General features: G+C 69.2%; 15 protein-coding genes. 11 read left to right on the top strand and 4 right to left on the bottom strand.

Annotated elements, in window-relative coordinates; translation table 11 throughout:
- Positions 1-26 precede the first annotated feature (26 nt).
- Positions 27-527 (bottom strand): hypothetical protein, encoded by a 501-nt coding sequence (locus LK06_RS34305; protein WP_234367603.1) that lies wholly within the window; start codon positions 525-527, stop codon positions 27-29.
- A gap of 592 nt (positions 528-1,119) precedes the next feature.
- Between LK06_RS34305 and hemL the strand changes: the two genes are divergently transcribed.
- The 8 genes from hemL to LK06_RS13090 all read left to right on the top strand — a co-directional run bounded on the left by hemL (position 1,120) and on the right by LK06_RS13090 (position 9,329).
- Entirely contained in the window at positions 1,120-2,436 is a 1,317-nt protein-coding gene (gene hemL, locus LK06_RS13125; RefSeq protein ID WP_039651171.1) for a glutamate-1-semialdehyde 2,1-aminomutase, read from the top strand.
- A 41-nt stretch (positions 2,437-2,477) separates the two neighbouring features.
- A complete protein-coding gene (locus tag LK06_RS13120; protein ID WP_234367602.1) occupies positions 2,478-3,137 on the top strand; it encodes a histidine phosphatase family protein in 660 nt (219 codons plus the stop codon).
- A gap of 145 nt (positions 3,138-3,282) precedes the next feature.
- Positions 3,283-4,575 (top strand): polysaccharide deacetylase family protein, encoded by a 1,293-nt coding sequence (locus LK06_RS13115; RefSeq protein WP_039651022.1) that lies wholly within the window; start codon positions 3,283-3,285, stop codon positions 4,573-4,575.
- A 130-nt stretch (positions 4,576-4,705) separates the two neighbouring features.
- Positions 4,706-5,296 carry a TlpA family protein disulfide reductase gene (locus LK06_RS13110; RefSeq protein ID WP_174673859.1) on the top strand — a complete coding sequence of 197 codons (591 nt, stop codon included), beginning with the start codon at positions 4,706-4,708 and terminating at the stop codon, positions 5,294-5,296.
- A gap of 1 nt (position 5,297) precedes the next feature.
- On the top strand, positions 5,298-6,062 hold the full coding sequence (locus tag LK06_RS13105; protein ID WP_039651024.1) for a cytochrome c biogenesis CcdA family protein: 765 nt from the start codon (positions 5,298-5,300) through the stop codon (positions 6,060-6,062).
- Positions 6,063-6,065: 3 nt separating this feature from the next.
- On the top strand, positions 6,066-7,799 hold the full coding sequence (gene resB / locus LK06_RS13100) for a cytochrome c biogenesis protein ResB (RefSeq protein WP_039651026.1): 1,734 nt from the start codon (positions 6,066-6,068) through the stop codon (positions 7,797-7,799).
- Entirely contained in the window at positions 7,796-8,896 is a 1,101-nt protein-coding gene (gene ccsB, locus LK06_RS13095) for a c-type cytochrome biogenesis protein CcsB (protein ID WP_039651028.1), read from the top strand. The genes resB and ccsB overlap by 4 nt, the downstream gene beginning before the upstream one ends.
- Positions 8,897-8,921: 25 nt before the next feature.
- On the top strand, positions 8,922-9,329 hold the full coding sequence (locus tag LK06_RS13090; RefSeq protein WP_039651030.1) for an SRPBCC family protein: 408 nt from the start codon (positions 8,922-8,924) through the stop codon (positions 9,327-9,329).
- Positions 9,330-9,435: 106 nt separating this feature from the next.
- Here the strand turns inward: LK06_RS13090 and LK06_RS13085 are convergent, their stop codons facing one another.
- From LK06_RS13085 to LK06_RS13075, 3 genes are all read right to left on the bottom strand, one after another.
- Positions 9,436-10,848: a condensation domain-containing protein gene (locus tag LK06_RS13085; protein ID WP_039651031.1), complete on the bottom strand. Its 1,413-nt coding sequence runs from the start codon at positions 10,846-10,848 to the stop codon at positions 9,436-9,438.
- A gap of 184 nt (positions 10,849-11,032) precedes the next feature.
- Positions 11,033-11,482: a nucleoside deaminase gene (locus LK06_RS13080; protein ID WP_039651033.1), complete on the bottom strand. Its 450-nt coding sequence runs from the start codon at positions 11,480-11,482 to the stop codon at positions 11,033-11,035.
- A 59-nt stretch (positions 11,483-11,541) separates the two neighbouring features.
- Complete coding sequence (locus LK06_RS13075; protein ID WP_078858681.1) at positions 11,542-11,928, bottom strand: PLD nuclease N-terminal domain-containing protein; 387 nt, start codon at positions 11,926-11,928, stop codon at positions 11,542-11,544.
- 165 nt (positions 11,929-12,093) lie between these two features.
- On the opposite strand from LK06_RS13075, the gene LK06_RS13070 reads away from it, so the two are divergent.
- The 3 genes from LK06_RS13070 to LK06_RS13060 all read left to right on the top strand — a co-directional run bounded on the left by LK06_RS13070 (position 12,094) and on the right by LK06_RS13060 (position 15,489).
- Positions 12,094-13,551: a menaquinone biosynthesis decarboxylase gene (locus LK06_RS13070; protein ID WP_039651035.1), complete on the top strand. Its 1,458-nt coding sequence runs from the start codon at positions 12,094-12,096 to the stop codon at positions 13,549-13,551.
- A 76-nt stretch (positions 13,552-13,627) separates the two neighbouring features.
- Complete coding sequence (gene mqnP, locus LK06_RS13065; protein WP_039651037.1) at positions 13,628-14,530, top strand: menaquinone biosynthesis prenyltransferase MqnP; 903 nt, start codon at positions 13,628-13,630, stop codon at positions 14,528-14,530.
- 284 nt (positions 14,531-14,814) lie between these two features.
- Positions 14,815-15,489, top strand: coding sequence for a UbiX family flavin prenyltransferase (locus LK06_RS13060; protein ID WP_039651039.1), 675 nt, complete (start codon positions 14,815-14,817; stop codon positions 15,487-15,489).
- Positions 15,490-15,554: the final 65 nt, after the last annotated feature.

The raw sequence follows: 15,554 nt of genomic DNA, 5'->3' as shown, positions 1-15,554 counted from the left end.
CCGCCCAAGCCCCAAGAAACCCCAGCTCAGGGCCACACAAGGCAATACGGCTGATGCCCCGCCTCATGCAACCGGTGGCTGAAGTCCTGCCACTCGTGCAGCAGTTGGTAGACGTTGAACGCGTCCCGCGGGCCACCCCGGTCGGGGACCGTCGACCAGATGAAGGCCGCCGCTCCGACCGCCTCCTCGCCGATGCCGCGCAGGGGGTCGACGACCGTCATGGGGAGTCTGACGACCGCGTAGTCGGGGTGCAGGACGACCAGTTCGAGGGGCGGCACCCTGTGCAGGGGCACACCCTCGATGCCGGTCAGCACCATCGCGGCCATCGTCTCTGGCTTGATCTTGGTGAACATGCCGTTCATGCCCAACTCGTCGCCGCCGAGTTCCTCGGGGCGCATCGAGATGGGGACGCGGGCCGCGGTCGCGCCGTCCGGCGCGCCGAAGTACTTGTACGTCACCCCCACCCGGCCACCATTCCCGCTCCCCGCCCGCAGGCGGTCCACCCGTTCTTCCACCCGGTAGTCCAGCCGGCGTTCGACCGGCCGGTCCGCCTGCCGGTCAAGCGGTCGGTCCGCCCGCCGGTCAACAGGCCGGTCCGCCTGCTGGTCCAGAGAGCGGTCCAGTTGCCGGTCGATCTGCCGGTCGATCTGCCGGTCGTGTCGCTCGGGGTCGCTCGGTACACCCTGTGCCTGACGTGAGTCAGTCTGACGTGCTTCGGTCGCTTCCTCCGCGTCGCGCCGGTGCCTTCCCCGCCGGGCACGCCGAGGACCCAGGTCGTCAGTCCCCTCGCCCAGTCCGCCACCGCGATGCATATCTCCACCCGACTGCTTTTCTAGGACGCGTGGCCCCCGCCGCGCAACCCGATCATCGTGTCAGTGACCTCCCCCACGGCCGCACGCCGAAACGTGCGGTGGAACAACAGTCCGGGGGGATCTTCCCGGTCTCTGATCATTACGTGCGTATGAGCTGTGTGTATCAGCTCTCAGTCTCGCAGATGGCGGATGGCGCCGTTTTGATCTCGAGGCCGACCGCTGCCCCGCCGGGGCGCGGCCTACCCTGAGGAGGTCACCCCGCAACCGGAGTCCGAGAAAGCCGGAGAAGCCGCACGTCATGAGTGCCCTGAGCGAAACGCCCTATCCCTACGATGCGCCCGGCTCCCAGGCGCTCTTCGACCGTGCCTCCGTCGTCACGCCCGGCGGCGTGAATTCGCCGGTGCGCGCCTTCCGCGCCGTCGGCGGCACCCCCCGCTTCATGGCGTCGGGGAAGGGGGCCTATCTCACCGACGTCGACGGCCGCGAATACGTCGATCTCGTGTGCTCCTGGGGGCCGATGATCCTCGGCCACTCACACCCGGAGGTCCTCGCCGCGGTCCAGGAGGCCGTCGCACGCGGTACGTCCTTCGGCACGCCGGGCGAGGGCGAGGTCGCGCTCGCCGAGGAGATCGTCGACCGGGTGCAGCCGGTGGAGCAGGTGCGGCTCGTCAGCAGCGGGACCGAGGCGACGATGTCGGCCATCCGGCTCGCCCGCGGGTTCACGCAGCGGTCCAAGGTCATCAAGTTCGCCGGGTGCTACCACGGGCACGTGGACTCGCTGCTCGCGGCGGCCGGCAGTGGTGTGGCCACCTTCGCGCTGCCCGATACGCCTGGTGTCACCGGTGCCCAGGCCAGAGACACGATCGTGTTGCCGTACAACGATCTGGAAGCCGTGCAGGAGGCCTTCCACCGGCACCCGGGGGAGATCGCCTGCGTGATCACGGAGGCCTCGCCCGGGAACATGGGTGTGGTGCCGCCGGCCCCCGGGTTCAACCAGGGGCTCAGGGACGCCTGCCGGAAGAACGGTGCCCTGTACATCTCCGACGAGGTCATGACCGGGTTCCGGACCAGCCGGAGCGGCTGGTTCGGGGTCGACGGCGTCGCGCCCGACCTCATGACCTTCGGGAAGGTCATGGGTGGTGGGTTCCCCGCGGCAGCGTTCGGCGGCCGGGCCGACGTCATGGCCCACCTCGCGCCCGCCGGGCCGGTGTACCAGGCCGGCACGCTGTCCGGGAACCCGATCGCCACCGCCGCCGGGCTCGCCCAACTGCGGCTGCTCGACGAGGCGGCCTACGACAAGGTCGACGCCGTCTCCGCGCAGATCCAGTCCCTGGTCACCGAGGCGCTGAGCAAGGAGGGGGTCGCGCACCGGCTGCAGACCGCCTCCAACATGTTCTCGGTGTTCTTCACCGACCGGCAGGTGCGCACCTACGAGGACGCCAAGCGCCAGGAGTCCTTCCGCTTCACCGCGTTCTTCCACTCGCTGCTGTCGAACGGCGTCTATCTGCCGCCGTCGTCCTTCGAGTCCTGGTTCGTGTCCACGGCCCACGACGAGCGGGCCATCCAGATGATCGCCGACGCCCTTCCGGCGGCGGCCCGGGCGGCTGCGGAGGCCACGGCGTGAGCAACAGCACCGACAAGAAGGACGTCACCGTCGTCCACGTCATGCGCCACGGTGAGGTGGACAACCCGGACGGCATCCTCTACGGGCGACTGCCCGGGTACCACCTCTCCGAACTGGGCCGGAAGATGGCCGATCGGGTCGCCGAGCACCTGGCCTCACGGGACGTGACCTACGTCGCCGCCTCTCCGCTGGAGCGGGCGCAGGAGACCGCCACTCCGATCGCCAAGACGCACGGTCTCGACCTGGGCACCGACGAGCGGTTGATCGAGGCCGCCAACGTCTTCCAGGGCAAGACCTTCGGGGTCGGCGACGGCGCGCTGCGCAAGCCGGACAACTGGAAGCACCTCGTCAATCCGTTCCGGCCGTCCTGGGGCGAGCCGTACATCGACCAGGTCGTACGGATGGTGGGCGCGCTGAATTCGGCCAAGGACCAGGCGCGTGGGCACGAGGCGGTGCTGGTCAGCCATCAGCTGCCGATCTGGATCGTGCGGTCGTACGTGGAGCGGCGGCGACTGTGGCACGACCCGCGCAGGCGGCAGTGCACGCTGGCCTCCCTGACGACCTTCACCTACCAGGGTGACCAGATCGTGTCGGTCGGTTACAGCGAGCCCGCCATCGATCTCGTGCCGGCCCATCTGCGCGCAGGCGCCAAGCAGCAGAAGGGCAAGGGTGCGGCCCAGGGCAAGGCCTTCGGCGCCTGAGCAAGGGGCCTGACGGCCCGTTTGGCATGACTCAAGACCTCTTACCGGGAGTACTACGAAAAACATAAGAAATAGCGGAACCTCCCCGATCGTCGCGTCCCTCTGAGTGAGTGACCACCAGTAGGTACGACGATCGGGGATTTCCATGCGCACCGTCTCCCGGACCTTCTCCAGGAGGGGCGTACTCGGCCTCGGGGCGGGCGCGGTGGCCGCCGGTCTCGTCGGCTGCGACAGCTCCCAACCGTCGGACGGCGCCGGGCGCCCGGACGGTGCCGGTCAGGGCAAGGGTGGGCGCGGGGGCGCGAGCAGTGCGCATCCGGCCCGGCCCATCGGCGACGGCTCCACCTCCTTCACGGGCAGGCAGCCGCATCAGCCGGCCAAGCCCGAGCCGCTGGAGCCGGGCCAGACCCCGCCGCAGTTCGTGGTCTTCTCCTGGGACGGCGCCGGCGAGGTCGGCAACGGCCTCTTCCCGCGCTTCCTGGACCTCGCCAAGGAGCACGGTGCGAGCATGACCTTCTTCCTCTCAGGGCTGTACCTGCTGCCCGAGTCGAAGAAGCGGCTGTACAACCCCCCGAACAACCCGCGTGGCGCCTCCGACATCGGCTACCTCACCGACGAACACATCAAGGCCACGCTGGCCAATGTGCACCGGGCCTGGTCGGAGGGCCATGAGATCGGCACCCACTTCAACGGGCACTTCTGTTCCGGTCACGGCACGGTGGCCAACTGGACCCCGCAGCAGTGGAAGAGCGAGATCCAGCAGGCGAAGGCGTTCGTGAAGCAGTGGCGGACCAACACCGGCTGGACCGAGCTGCCTTCGCTGCCGTTCGACTACGACAAGGAGCTGGTCGGCGGCCGTACGCCCTGTCTGCTCGGCCAGAACAACCTGCTGCCCACCGCGCGCGAGCTGGGCTGGCGCTACGACGCCTCCTCGCCGGGCGGCCGGCAGGTGTGGCCGGCGAAGCGGCTCGGCATCTGGGACCTGCCGCTGCAGCAGATCCCTTTCCCGGGGCACTCCTTCGAGGTCCTGTCGATGGACTACAACATGCTCGCCAACCAGTCCGTGAACTCCACCAAGGCACCCCCCGCCAACTACCCGGGTTGGCGGAAGCAGTCCGCGGCGTCGTACATCGCCGGCTTCGAGCGGGCATACAGGACAAATCGCGCACCGTTCTTCATCGGCAACCACTTCGAACAGTGGAACGGCGGCATCTACATGGACTCCGTCGAGGAGGCCTTCCAGCACATCGCGCGGGAGAAGGAGAAGGGTGCCGATGTGCGGCTGGTCTCCTTCCGCCAGTTCGTGGACTGGATGGACGCGCAGAAGCCCGAGGTGCTCGCCAGGCTGCGCACACTGGAGGTCGGGCAGCGGCCCGCGGGAGGGTGGAAGGAATTCCTGCACGGCGCCGGAGCCTCCGGTGGGGGGTCGGCTTCCTAAGGCGCCCCGAGTGTCCCCGCATGCCGCCCGAGAGTCTGAAATGTCCTGTGTAAATACGCCCTGAAATGCGGTTTTCCGCCCGGCAGGGGGGCGCGCGAGATCGTCGGAACAGGCATGCGAAACTTTTCACATGAGTACCCGAAGCCGCGCCGTCCTGCTCAGCGCCGTGGCCGCCGTCGCGGCCCTGACCATGTCCGCGTGCGGTAAGGGCGGCACCTCCGGCGGCGGTGGCCACACCGGATTCGTCACCGGCGACAACGGCATCGACACGGCCCCCGTGGGCCAACGCGCCACCGCCCCCGACCTGTCCGGCAAGACCATCGACGGCAAGACCGCCGACGTGGCCGACTACAAGGGCAAGGTCATCGTCGTCAACGTCTGGGGTTCGTGGTGCGGGCCGTGCCGGGAGGAGGCGAAGTACTTCTCCAAGGTCTCCAAGGAGTACCAGGACAAGGGCGTGCAGTTCGTCGGCATCAACACCCGCGACACCAGCACCACCCCCGCGGTCGCCTTCGAGAAGGACAACGGGATCACCTACCCCAGCCTGTACGACCCGACCGGCAAGCTGATGCTCCGCTTCAAGAAGGGCACGCTCAACCCGCAGCTGATCCCCTCCACGCTCATCATCGACCGGCACGGGAAGATCGCCGCGCGGGCGCTGCAGCCGCTCGACGACACGGCCCTGCTGAAGATGCTCAAGCCGGTCCTCGCGGAGAAGTGACGTGAGTGCACTGCTGACGCTCGCGGCACAGAACGAGACCGTGCTCCACGGAGCCCTGCTGGTTGCCGTGCCGGTGGCCCTGCTGGGTGGGCTCGTCTCCTTCTTCTCGCCCTGTGTCCTCCCGCTGGTCCCCGGCTACCTCTCCTACGTCACCGGAATCGCCGGGACCGACCTGGGCGAGGCCAAACGGGGACGCATGGTCGCCGGGGCCACCCTGTTCGTGGTCGGGTTCAGCGCCGTCTTCGTCTCCGGCGGGGCCCTGTTCGGCTTCTTCGGCTCGACCCTGCAGGAGTACAAGGACCCACTGGGCAAGGTGCTCGGCGTGCTCATGATCCTCATGGGCGCGTTCTTCATGGGGCTCATGCCCTGGTTCACCCAGCGCGAGTTCCGCTTCCACAAGCGGCCGACCGCGGGCCTGATGGGGGCGCCCGTCATCGGCGCCCTCTTCGGCATCGGCTGGACTCCCTGCCTCGGCCCGACCCTGTCCTCGGTGAACTTCCTCTCCTGGCACGAGGCGAGCGCCGGGCGCGGCGCCCTGCTGGCGGTGGTCTACTGCCTCGGCCTCGGAGTGCCCTTCGTCCTCACTGCGGTCGCGTTCCGCAGGGCGCTCGGCGCCTTCGGCTGGATCAAGCGCCACTATGTCTGGGTGATGCGCATCGGCGGCACGATGATGATCGTGACCGGTGCGCTGCTGCTGACCGGTGCCTGGGACAGCCTGGTACAGCAGATGCAGACCTGGTCCGACGGCTTCGATGTGGGGATCTGACCGATGAGCAAGACCACGGCCGACAACTCCCCGAGTGGAGCCGAGGACCAGGAGCAGGAGGAACTGGGAGCTGCGGGCTCACAGCTGTCCACCGCGCCGCGGGAGGAACCGGTAAGTACGCCCGGCCTCGGCGTCATCGGCTGGGTCCGTTGGTTCTGGCGGCAACTGACCTCGATGCGGGTCGCACTGCTGCTCCTCCTGCTGCTCTCGCTCGGCGCGATCCCGGGTTCACTGATCCCGCAGACCGGCGCCGACATCAACAAGGTCCAGGCCTTCCGCGACGCCCACAAGACGCTGGCGCCGATCTACGACAAACTCGGTCTGTTCCACGTCTACAGCTCGGTGTGGTTCTCCGCCGTCTACATCCTGCTGTTCGTCTCCCTCATCGGCTGCATCGTCCCGCGCACCTGGCAGTTCGTCGGCCAGTTGCGCGGCCGTCCGCCGGGCGCGCCCAAGCGGTTGGACCGGCTGCCCGCCTACACCACCTGGCGCACCACCGCAGACCCGGAACAGATCCGCGAGGCTGCGCTCGCCCTGCTCAAGAAGCGCCGCTTCCGCGCCCACGCGGCCGGTGACGCGGTCGCGGCCGAGAAGGGCTACGTGCGCGAGTTGGGCAACCTGGTCTTCCACGTCGCCCTGATCGTGCTGCTGGTCGCCTTCGCCTCGGGCCAGATGTACAAGTCCGACGGCACCAAGCTGATGGTGGAGGGCGACGGCTTCTCCAACGCGCTGCCGATGTACGACGACTTCAAATCCGGCAGCCTGTTCCGGAACGACGACCTCGTGCCGTTCAGCTTCGACCTGAAGGACTTCAGGGCCACCTACGAAGTGACCGGCCCCAACCGCGGCACCGCGCGCACCTTCGAGGCGAAGATCGCCTACAGCAAGGGCGCGTACGGCAAGGAGCGGCCGACCACCATCAAGGTCAACGAGCCGTTGAAGATCGACGACGCCAAGGTCTACCTCGTCAGCCACGGCTACGCGCCCGTCATCACCGTTCGCGACGCCAAGGGCAAGGTCGTCTACCACGATGCCGTGCCGCTGCTGCCCCTCGACGGCAACGTCACCTCGCAGGGTGTCATCAAGGTCATGGACGGCTACCGCAACGCCCAGGGGAAGAAGGAGCAGCTCGGCATCAAGGCGTTCTTCCTGCCGACCTACGGCGGTGGCGACTCGGTGCTCTCGGAGTTCCCGGCGCTGCTGAACCCGGTGCTCCACCTGGAGCCGTACCACGGCAGCCTCGGCGTCGACGCGGGCATCCCGCAGAGTGTCTACCAGCTCGACAAGACCCATATGAAGGACTACAAGGACGCCAAGGGCAAGCAGTTGCTGGCGAACCTGCGGCCGGGGCAGACCATGAAGCTGCCGGGCGGCGCGGGGTCCGTGACCTTCGGGAAGACCGTCAAGGAATGGGCCGGCTTCGAGATCGTCCAGGAGCCGGGCAGCGGCTGGGCGCTCGGCGGTGCCCTCGCCGCGATCTTCGGTCTGGCCGCGTCCCTGTTCATCCAGCGCCGCCGGGTGTGGGTGCGGGCGGTGCGCGGCGCCGACGGCGTCACGGTGGTCGAGATGGCCGGGCTCGGCCGCAGCGAGTCCGCCAAGGTGCCCGAGGAGCTGGGCGACCTCGCCGGAACCCTCTACGACCAGGCGCCGGGGGCAGTCGACCCCGACGACCCCTCAGCGTCCAACGAAGCATCCCCCGCCTCCCAAGTCGTACCTGCCGAAGGGGCTGAGAAGTGACTCTCGCCGCCGCAACCGAGCTCGCCGCCGCGACCAACGAACACCTGGCGAGCATCAGCAACACGCTGATCTACTCGTCCATGGCCGTCTACACACTGGCCTTCTTCGCCTATATCGCCGAGTGGCTGCTCGGCAGCCGCAGCAAGGTCGGCCGAACGGCCGCCGCGCTCACCGCCGACAGTGCTCAGCGGGCGAGCGGTCCCGCGGTCACCGTGAATCGGGCCGGCGGGACTGCCGTGCTGGAGCGGCCCAAGGTGGTCGTCCGCTCGACGTCCGGCGCGCGGGACGTGCCGGACGGGCCCGGTGCGCACGGCGGGGACGCGCAGGGCGACCTCTACGGGCGCATCGCCGTCTCGCTCACCGTGCTCGCCTTCCTGGTGGAGCTGGGCGGCGTCGCCGCCCGCGCGGCCTCGGTGGAACGGGCGCCGTGGGGCAACATGTACGAGTTCAACATCACCTTCTCCACGGTCGCCGTCGCTGTGTACCTCACGCTGCTGGCGCTGAAGAAGAACGTGCGCTGGCTCGGACTGTTCCTGATCACCACGGTCCTGCTCGACCTCGGTCTCGCCGTCACCGTCCTGTACACCGCGAGCGACCAGCTGGTTCCCGCGCTGCACTCGTACTGGCTGTACATCCACGTCTCCACCGCGATCTTCTGCGGTGCGGTGTTCTACGTCGGTGCGGTCGCCACGATCCTGTACTTGTTCAAGGACTCGTACGAGACCAAGCTGCAGGCCGGTGGCAAGCCCGGCTCCTTCGCGACCTCCGTCCTGGAGCGGCTGCCCGCTTCCGCGTCCCTCGACAAGTTCGCCTACCGGGTCAACGCGGCCGTCTTCCCGCTGTGGACGTTCACGATCATCGCGGGCGCGATCTGGGCCGGTGATGCCTGGGGCCGCTACTGGAACTGGGACCCGAAGGAGACCTGGTCCTTCATCACCTGGGTCGCCTACGCCTGTTACCTGCACGCCCGCGCCACGGCCGGCTGGAAGGGGCGCAAGGCCGCCTATCTGGCGATGATCGCCTTTGGTTGCTGGCTTTTCAACTATTACGGCGTCAACATCTTCGTGAACGGCAAGCACTCCTACGCGGGCGTGTGAGCGCCCGGTCGGTGACACTGGTGCCATGAGCGGTTCCATCGAACAGGGCACCAGCCAGACGCACGGGAACACGCACATACTCCACTTTCTGGTGCGCATCCCGCGCCGCATGGAAGACGTCTGGTCGGCGGTGGCCACCCCCGAGGGGCTCGGGGAATGGTTCACCGCCGTCGACGTTCTCGAACCCCGGCTCGACGGCCCGGTCGTTCTGCGCGATCTGGGCGCCGGGCGGATCACCGCCTGGGACGTGGACCGGGTCGCGGAGTACACGGTGGGGGAGGGCGGCCGGATCCGGTTCCACCTGGAGCGGGACGGCGACGCGGCGAGCGTGCTGCGCTTCACCCGGGAGTTCCAGGGGGAGAGCGCGGGTGAGTCGGAGTCCCACTGGCGGACCAGATTCGAACGGTTGATCGAGAAGATGGGGTCTGTGTAATCCAGACCGTCGCGGTCCCGGGCCCGGGACGATGGCGGGCCCCCGTTCCGGTCAGCGGTGCGGAAAGGGGAGCCGGTTCCGGTCGGGGCGGGTGACGTCCACCGGATCACGGCAGGGCCGGGCCGCCGCGTGCCACCGAGGCGATGTGGTCCCGCAGTCGCTCGGCGTACAGCCCAAGGTTCTTCGCCGCCGTGTCCGTGTCCGGGTACCGGCTCGCCAGCCACAGGCCTTCGGGCAGCCGGTTCACCCACACGCACACCTGGTCCCCGTACGACACCCGCAGCAGCGCGTGCGCCTTCAGCTCCGCCCACCGCTCGGCGCCGGGGATGGCCCGGGCGTCGAGGTAGGAGACGATCGAGTAGAGGTCCGGTGAGGTCGGCCGGAAGTCCGCGCCGAGCAGGCTCAGCACCCGAGCCAACGGCATCCGGGCCAGGGAACGGTTCGCCCGCAGCTCGGCGCGCACCGCCCGCAGGGTGTCCGGGAAATCGGGGGAGCGACCCACGGGCACCTCGATGGGTGCGCCACCCACGTACCACCCCACCGAGTCGCCCCATCGGGACTTCATCCGGGTGTGGAACGGCACCACCGTCCGGTACACGGGTTGTCCGCCCAGCTCGTGGACGGTGAGCGCGGTCGCGGCCAGCAGGCCGGCCAGGCTGCCGCCGTAGGGCCTGCAGTACGCCTCGAAGGCCGCTGCCTCGTCGGCGTCCGCCAGTGGCTCGCACAGCATCCGCTGGCGGGGCAGCCGGCCGCCCGGCTCCAGGCCCAGGTCGACCGGGAAGCCCGGCAGTTTCCCGTCGCAGCGGCGGATGAACTCGCGCCAGCGGCCCACGATCGCGTGCCGGTCGTCGATGCCGTCGGCGTCCGCCCGCTCGATCTGGCAGAAATCGACGTAACTGGCCGCCGGGACACGGCAGTCGGGTTCGGCCCCGGTCAGCCCCGTCGTGTACAGATCGTGGATCTCGGCGGCGATGCGGTGCAGTGAATAGGCGTCGACGTTGCTGTGGTCGAAGGCCATGTACACGCTGGCTCCGTCGTCCCGTACCACGGCCGTGTAGATCAGGTTCGGCCAGCGCAGTGCGTCCGCGACCGCGTCGAAGCGGTCCTGGAGGTGCCGGACGAGGTCGTCCGCGTCGGAGAAGTCGCCGACCACCTCCCGGCACAGGGACACGTCGGCGGGGTCGAGCGTGAACCGGCGCAGTTCGTCGCCCGAGCGGCCGGTCCAGCGGAAGCCGCTGCGCAGCGTCTCGTGCCGCACCGTCCAGGCACGCAGCGCCTCCTGCAGCAGATCGAGGTCGACCGGACCCGGCAGGTCGAAGGCGGAGCCGAGCCACGTCGGCACGAACAGGCCGTCGTCCCGGACGCACTTGGCCGTCCTGATGTGCGACTCCTGGATGTAGGCGGGTGGCCGGGAGTCCTCCGGCAGCGCCGCTGCCGTCGCGACGGTTGCCGGGCTCAGCGTCCACTCGACGAGCCGTCCCGGCCGGACGTCGCAGCGCTGGATGTCAGTGATTCGCACGCGTCTCCCATCGCAGAGGGGGCTCTTGGATGCGGGCCCCCTCAAGGCAATGGCGTGAGACGCGGCCGGGATGTGCCCGGCCGGTTCATTTCAACGGAACGGATGGCAGGCCGAACGCGGAAGTGATTAACCGATGGTGACCGGCCCGGCGACCGCCGGCCGGCACACACCGGCGCGACGGGGACTACGCGCCGATGTCCTCGTGCCACAGGGCCGGGTTGCGCCCGATGAAGTCACGCATCATCTCCACGCACTCCGGATCGTCCAGGAGCACGATCCGCACCCCGTGCCGGGCCAGCCAGTCGTGGCCGCCCCGGAACGTCCTGGCCTCACCGATCACCACGTGCGAGATGCCGAACTGGCGGACCAGACCGCTGCAGTACCAGCAGGGGGAGAGGGTGGTGACCATGGTCGTGCCGCGGTAGGTGCGCTGCCGCCCCGCCGCGCGGAAGGCGGCCGTCTCCGCGTGCATCGAGGGGTCGTCGTCCTGGACGCGGCGGTTGTGGCCGCGGCCGAGCAGGGCACCGTCGGCGCCGTAGAGCGCGGCGCCGATCGGGATGCCGCCCTCGGCGAGTCCGGTGCGGGCCTCTTCGACGGCGGTGGCGAGCCAGGTACGGGCCTGCTGTTCTTCCACGGTCCCACTCTGCGGTGAGCGGAGTGTCGTGGCAATGTCCGTGGCCGAAGCTCCACGGGTCAGTCGTGGCTCTTCGAGTCGTCGCCCTTGTCCCCCGTGCCCCCTTCGTCCCCGGCGTTCCCCATGCGCCCCTTGGGCCCGCCGTCCTGCCGGTTCTCCGTGTTCAGGGACTTGAGGAACTCGGGGTTGTCATCGGGAGCGACCCAGTTCTCGGCGGCGTCGCGATGCCACTCCGAGGGGGTGGAGCCATCCGCCGGGGCGAGTCGCGCCCTGCCCGTCAGCAACCAGGCGACCGGGCCGACCAGGACCTCACCGAACAGCAGGATGATGATCACCCATCCCAGCTTCGGCAGGTGGCGCACCTCTTCCTCAGGGGTGTTCAGACAGTCCACGAAGGCGTAGATCCACAGTGCCAGGACCAGCAGGAACGGCAGATACCTGAGCATGCGTGTGCGCTCTCCCGACGATGTGAGACGGCCCCGGTGATCGGGCCAGGTTAGCGGGTGGCCGTGACGGGCTGTCCTGGAACGGGGGAAACGGAGAGGGCTCGGTGCGCGTCCCGGCCGCCCCGGTGACGGGGCCGGGGCAGTGGGTGGCCGATACTGTGACACATGGCTTACGACGATCTTCGCTCCCTGCTGCGGGCGCTGGAGCGCGAGGGAGACCTCAAGCGCATCAAGGCCGAGGTCGACCCCTCTCTGGAAGTCGGGGAGATCGTCGACCGGGTGCAGAAGTCCGGTGGACCGGCGCTGCTCTTCGAGAACGTCAAGGGGTCCGCGATGCCCCTGGCGATGAACGTCTTCGGCACCGACCGTCGGCTGCTGAAGGCGCTGGGCCTGACGTCGTACGGCGAGATCTCCGAAAAGATCGGCGGTCTGCTGCGGCCCGAGCTGCCGCACGGTTTCGTCGGCGTGCGCGAGGCCTTCGGGAAACTGGGCGCGATGGCCCACGTGCCACCGAAGAAGGTGAAACCCGACAGCGCACCCGTGCAGGAGGTCGTCCTGCACGGCGACGAGGTCGACCTGGAGCGGTTGCCGGCCCTGTTCACCTGGCCGAAGGACGGTGGCTCCTTCTTCAATCTGGGCCTCACCCACACCAAGGACCCCGAGAGCGGCATCCGCAACCTCGGCCTGTACCGACTGCAGCGCCACGACAAGCGCACCATCGGCATGCACTGGCAGATCCACAAGGACAGCCGCAACCACTACCAGGTGGCGGCCCGGCGCGGTGAGCGCCTCCCGGTCGCGATCGCCTTCGGCTGTCCCCCCGCCGTCACCTACGCTTCCACCGCCCCGCTGCCGGGAGACATCGACGAGTACCTCTTCGCGGGGTTCATCGCGGGCAAGCGGATCGAGATGGTCGACTGCAAGACGGTCCCGCTGCAGGTGCCCGCGAACGCCGAGGTGGTCCTGGAGGGCTGGCTGGAACCGGGCGAGATGCTGCCCGAGGGTCCCTTCGGCGACCACACCGGTTTCTACACCCCGCAGGAGCCGTTCCCGGCGCTGAAGATCGACTGTGTGACGATGCGCAGGCGTCCGTTGCTCCAGTCGATCGTCGTGGGCCGCCCACCGACGGAGGACGGCCCGCTCGGCCGCGCCACCGAACGCTTCTTCCTCCCCCTGCTGAAGATCATCGTTCCGGACATCGTGGACTACCACCTCCCCGAGGCGGGCGGCTTCCATAACTGTGCGATCGTCTCGATCGACAAGAAGTATCCGAAGCACGCGCAGAAGGTGATGCACGCGGTGTGGGGGGCACACATGATGTCCCTGACCAAGCTCATCGTGGTCGTGGACGCCGACTGCGACGTCCACGACCTGCACGAGGTCGCGTGGCGGGCCCTCGGCAACACGGACTACGCCCGTGACCTCACGGTCGTCGAAGGCCCCGTCGACCACCTCGACCACGCTTCCTACCAGCAGTTCTGGGGCGGCAAGGCGGGGATCGACGCCACGCGGAAATGGCCGGAGGAGGGCTACACACGCGACGGGGGCTGGCCGGACATGGTGGAGTCGGACCCCGGCACGGCCGAACGGGTGACCCGGCGCTGGAAGGAGTACGGACTGTGAGGGACGTCGACATGGTGGGGTGCGGCAGCGCGGGGACGGGGTTCCCCCGCCGCGGGTGTGAACCGGGGTACGGCCGGTGAGCAGCGCCTCCGCAGCGATTCCGCAGCCCGGTCGCACCAAGGCCTTCCTACGCCTGGTGATGATCGAGCACTCCGTCTTCGCCCTGCCCTTCGCCTACATCGCCTCCCTCACCGCGATGTACGAAACGGACCGGCACATCCACTGGGGCCGGCTGCTGCTGGTCACCGTCTGCATGGTCGGGCTGCGCACGTTCGCGATGGCGGTCAACCGGATCATCGACCGCGAGATCGACGCCCGTAACCCCCGGACGGCGCACCGCGAACTCGTGACCGGTGCGATGACCGTCCGTCACGCCTGGACCGGTGCCCTGATCGCCCTGGTGGTCTTCCTGGGCGCTGCCGCCCTGCTCAACCCGCTGTGCCTCGCCCTGGCGCCGGTCGCGGTGATCCCGATGGTGGTCTACCCCTACGGCAAGCGGTTCACCAACTTCCCGCAGGCCATCCTGGGGCTCGCCCAGGCCATGGGGCCCATCGGCGGCTGGCTCGCGATCTCCGGCTCCTGGTCCTGGGAAGCAGTGATCCTCGGACTCGCCGTGGGCGTCTGGATCGGCGGCTTCGACCTGATCTACGCCTGTCAGGACGTCGAGGCCGACCGCGAGATCGGCGTCCTGTCGGTCCCGGCCCGATTCGGCGTCCCGGCGGCCATCTGGGGTGCCCGAGCCTGCCACACGGTCACGACGGCCTTGTTCGTCTGGTACGCCCTGATCACTGGAGCCGGTGCCTTCTTCTGGTTGGGCCTGGTGGTCGTCGCGGGCGCGTTCGTCTACGAGCACCGCATCGTGCGCCCCCACGATCTATCCCGCCTGAACCGGGCGTTCTTCTCGGTCAACGGCTTCATCGGCATTGCACTGTTCGTGTGCGCGTTGCTGGACCTCCTGCTCCGCGGACTGACCCTCTGAAACACGGTGCGGCCCACCCCGTGCCGTGCCCCGCTCCCCTTCCTGTCCCCTTCCTGTCCCCTTCCTGTCCCTCTCCTGCCCCGGGCACCCCGACCAGGACGGGCCCGGGGCGGGGCGGTTGCCCAGGCCAGGCCGTGCGTGCCCGCGGGGACGGGTGGCCGAGGGCGACGGGTGGCCGTGGAGGCGGACAGGGTGCCTTCCGCTGGACACCGGCCGTCCTCTGGTGGCCCCCGGGGCCGCCGACCGGTCCTGAACCCGCGCCGACCCCCCGGTACGCTCAAGGTGTGAACGCAGGAGAAACGCAGCGCGCGCCTTGGATCGTGGGGGTGTCCGGAGCTTCCGGGACGCCATATGCGGCGGCTGTGCTGCGGGCCCTGCTGGGGGCGGGGGAGGCGGTGGACCTGGTGGTCAGCCGGGCCTCGCGGCTGACGCTGCTGGACGAGACCGGGATCTCGTTCCGGGACGCCCACTGGCAGGACGACCTGCGGCAATGGTTGGCGCAGGGGGCCGACGGCAAGCCCGGAACCTTCGACGTGGACGTCAGCGGGGTGCGGTACTGGGCCGCGGGAGACCTCGCCGCCGGCCCGTCCTCGGGGTCGTACCCGGCGAAGGGGATGCTCATCGTGCCCGCCTCCACGGCCTGCGTGGCCGGGGTGGCGCTCGGCCTGTCCAAGGATCTGCTGCAGCGGGCGGCGAGCGTCACGCTGAAGGAGCGCCGGTCGCTGGTCGTCGCGGTGCGGGAGACCCCCCTCGACGGCCGGACACTGCGACACCTCGTGGCGCTGGACGATGCCGGTGCCACCGTCGTCCCGGCCTCTCCCGCCTTCTACGCGGGAGCCACCCACATCCAGGATCTGGTCGACTTCGTGGCCGGGCGGGTCCTGGACGCGGCGGGCGTGGGGCACGGGCTGTACCGACGGTGGCGGGGTGAACTGGGCGGCGGGAGGCCGGACCGGTAGCGCCCGGCAGGACAGGCGGCGCTGCCCGTCCTCACTCAGGAACTCTTCAGCAACTCAGGAACTCT

This window comes from Streptomyces pluripotens (assembly GCF_000802245.2).
GTDB classification, from domain to species: Bacteria; Actinomycetota; Actinomycetes; order Streptomycetales; family Streptomycetaceae; genus Streptomyces; species Streptomyces pluripotens.
This window is presented reverse-complemented; position numbering and strand designations above follow the sequence as displayed.

What these genes read in the sequence shown, in the direction of transcription:
- LK06_RS13120 (WP_234367602.1), top strand. Translation starts at nt 2,478, where the DNA reads ATGCGCCACGGTGAGGTGGACAACCCGGACGGCATCCTCTACGGGCGA.
- LK06_RS13115 (WP_039651022.1), top strand. Translation starts at nt 3,283, where the DNA reads ATGCGCACCGTCTCCCGGACCTTCTCCAGGAGGGGCGTACTCGGCCTC.
- LK06_RS13110 (WP_174673859.1), top strand. Translation starts at nt 4,706, where the DNA reads ATGAGTACCCGAAGCCGCGCCGTCCTGCTCAGCGCCGTGGCCGCCGTC.
- resB (WP_039651026.1), top strand. Translation starts at nt 6,066, where the DNA reads ATGAGCAAGACCACGGCCGACAACTCCCCGAGTGGAGCCGAGGACCAG.
- LK06_RS13090 (WP_039651030.1), top strand. Translation starts at nt 8,922, where the DNA reads ATGAGCGGTTCCATCGAACAGGGCACCAGCCAGACGCACGGGAACACG.
- LK06_RS13075 (WP_078858681.1), bottom strand. Translation starts at nt 11,928, where the DNA reads ATGCTCAGGTATCTGCCGTTCCTGCTGGTCCTGGCACTGTGGATCTAC.
- LK06_RS13070 (WP_039651035.1), top strand. Translation starts at nt 12,094, where the DNA reads ATGGCTTACGACGATCTTCGCTCCCTGCTGCGGGCGCTGGAGCGCGAG.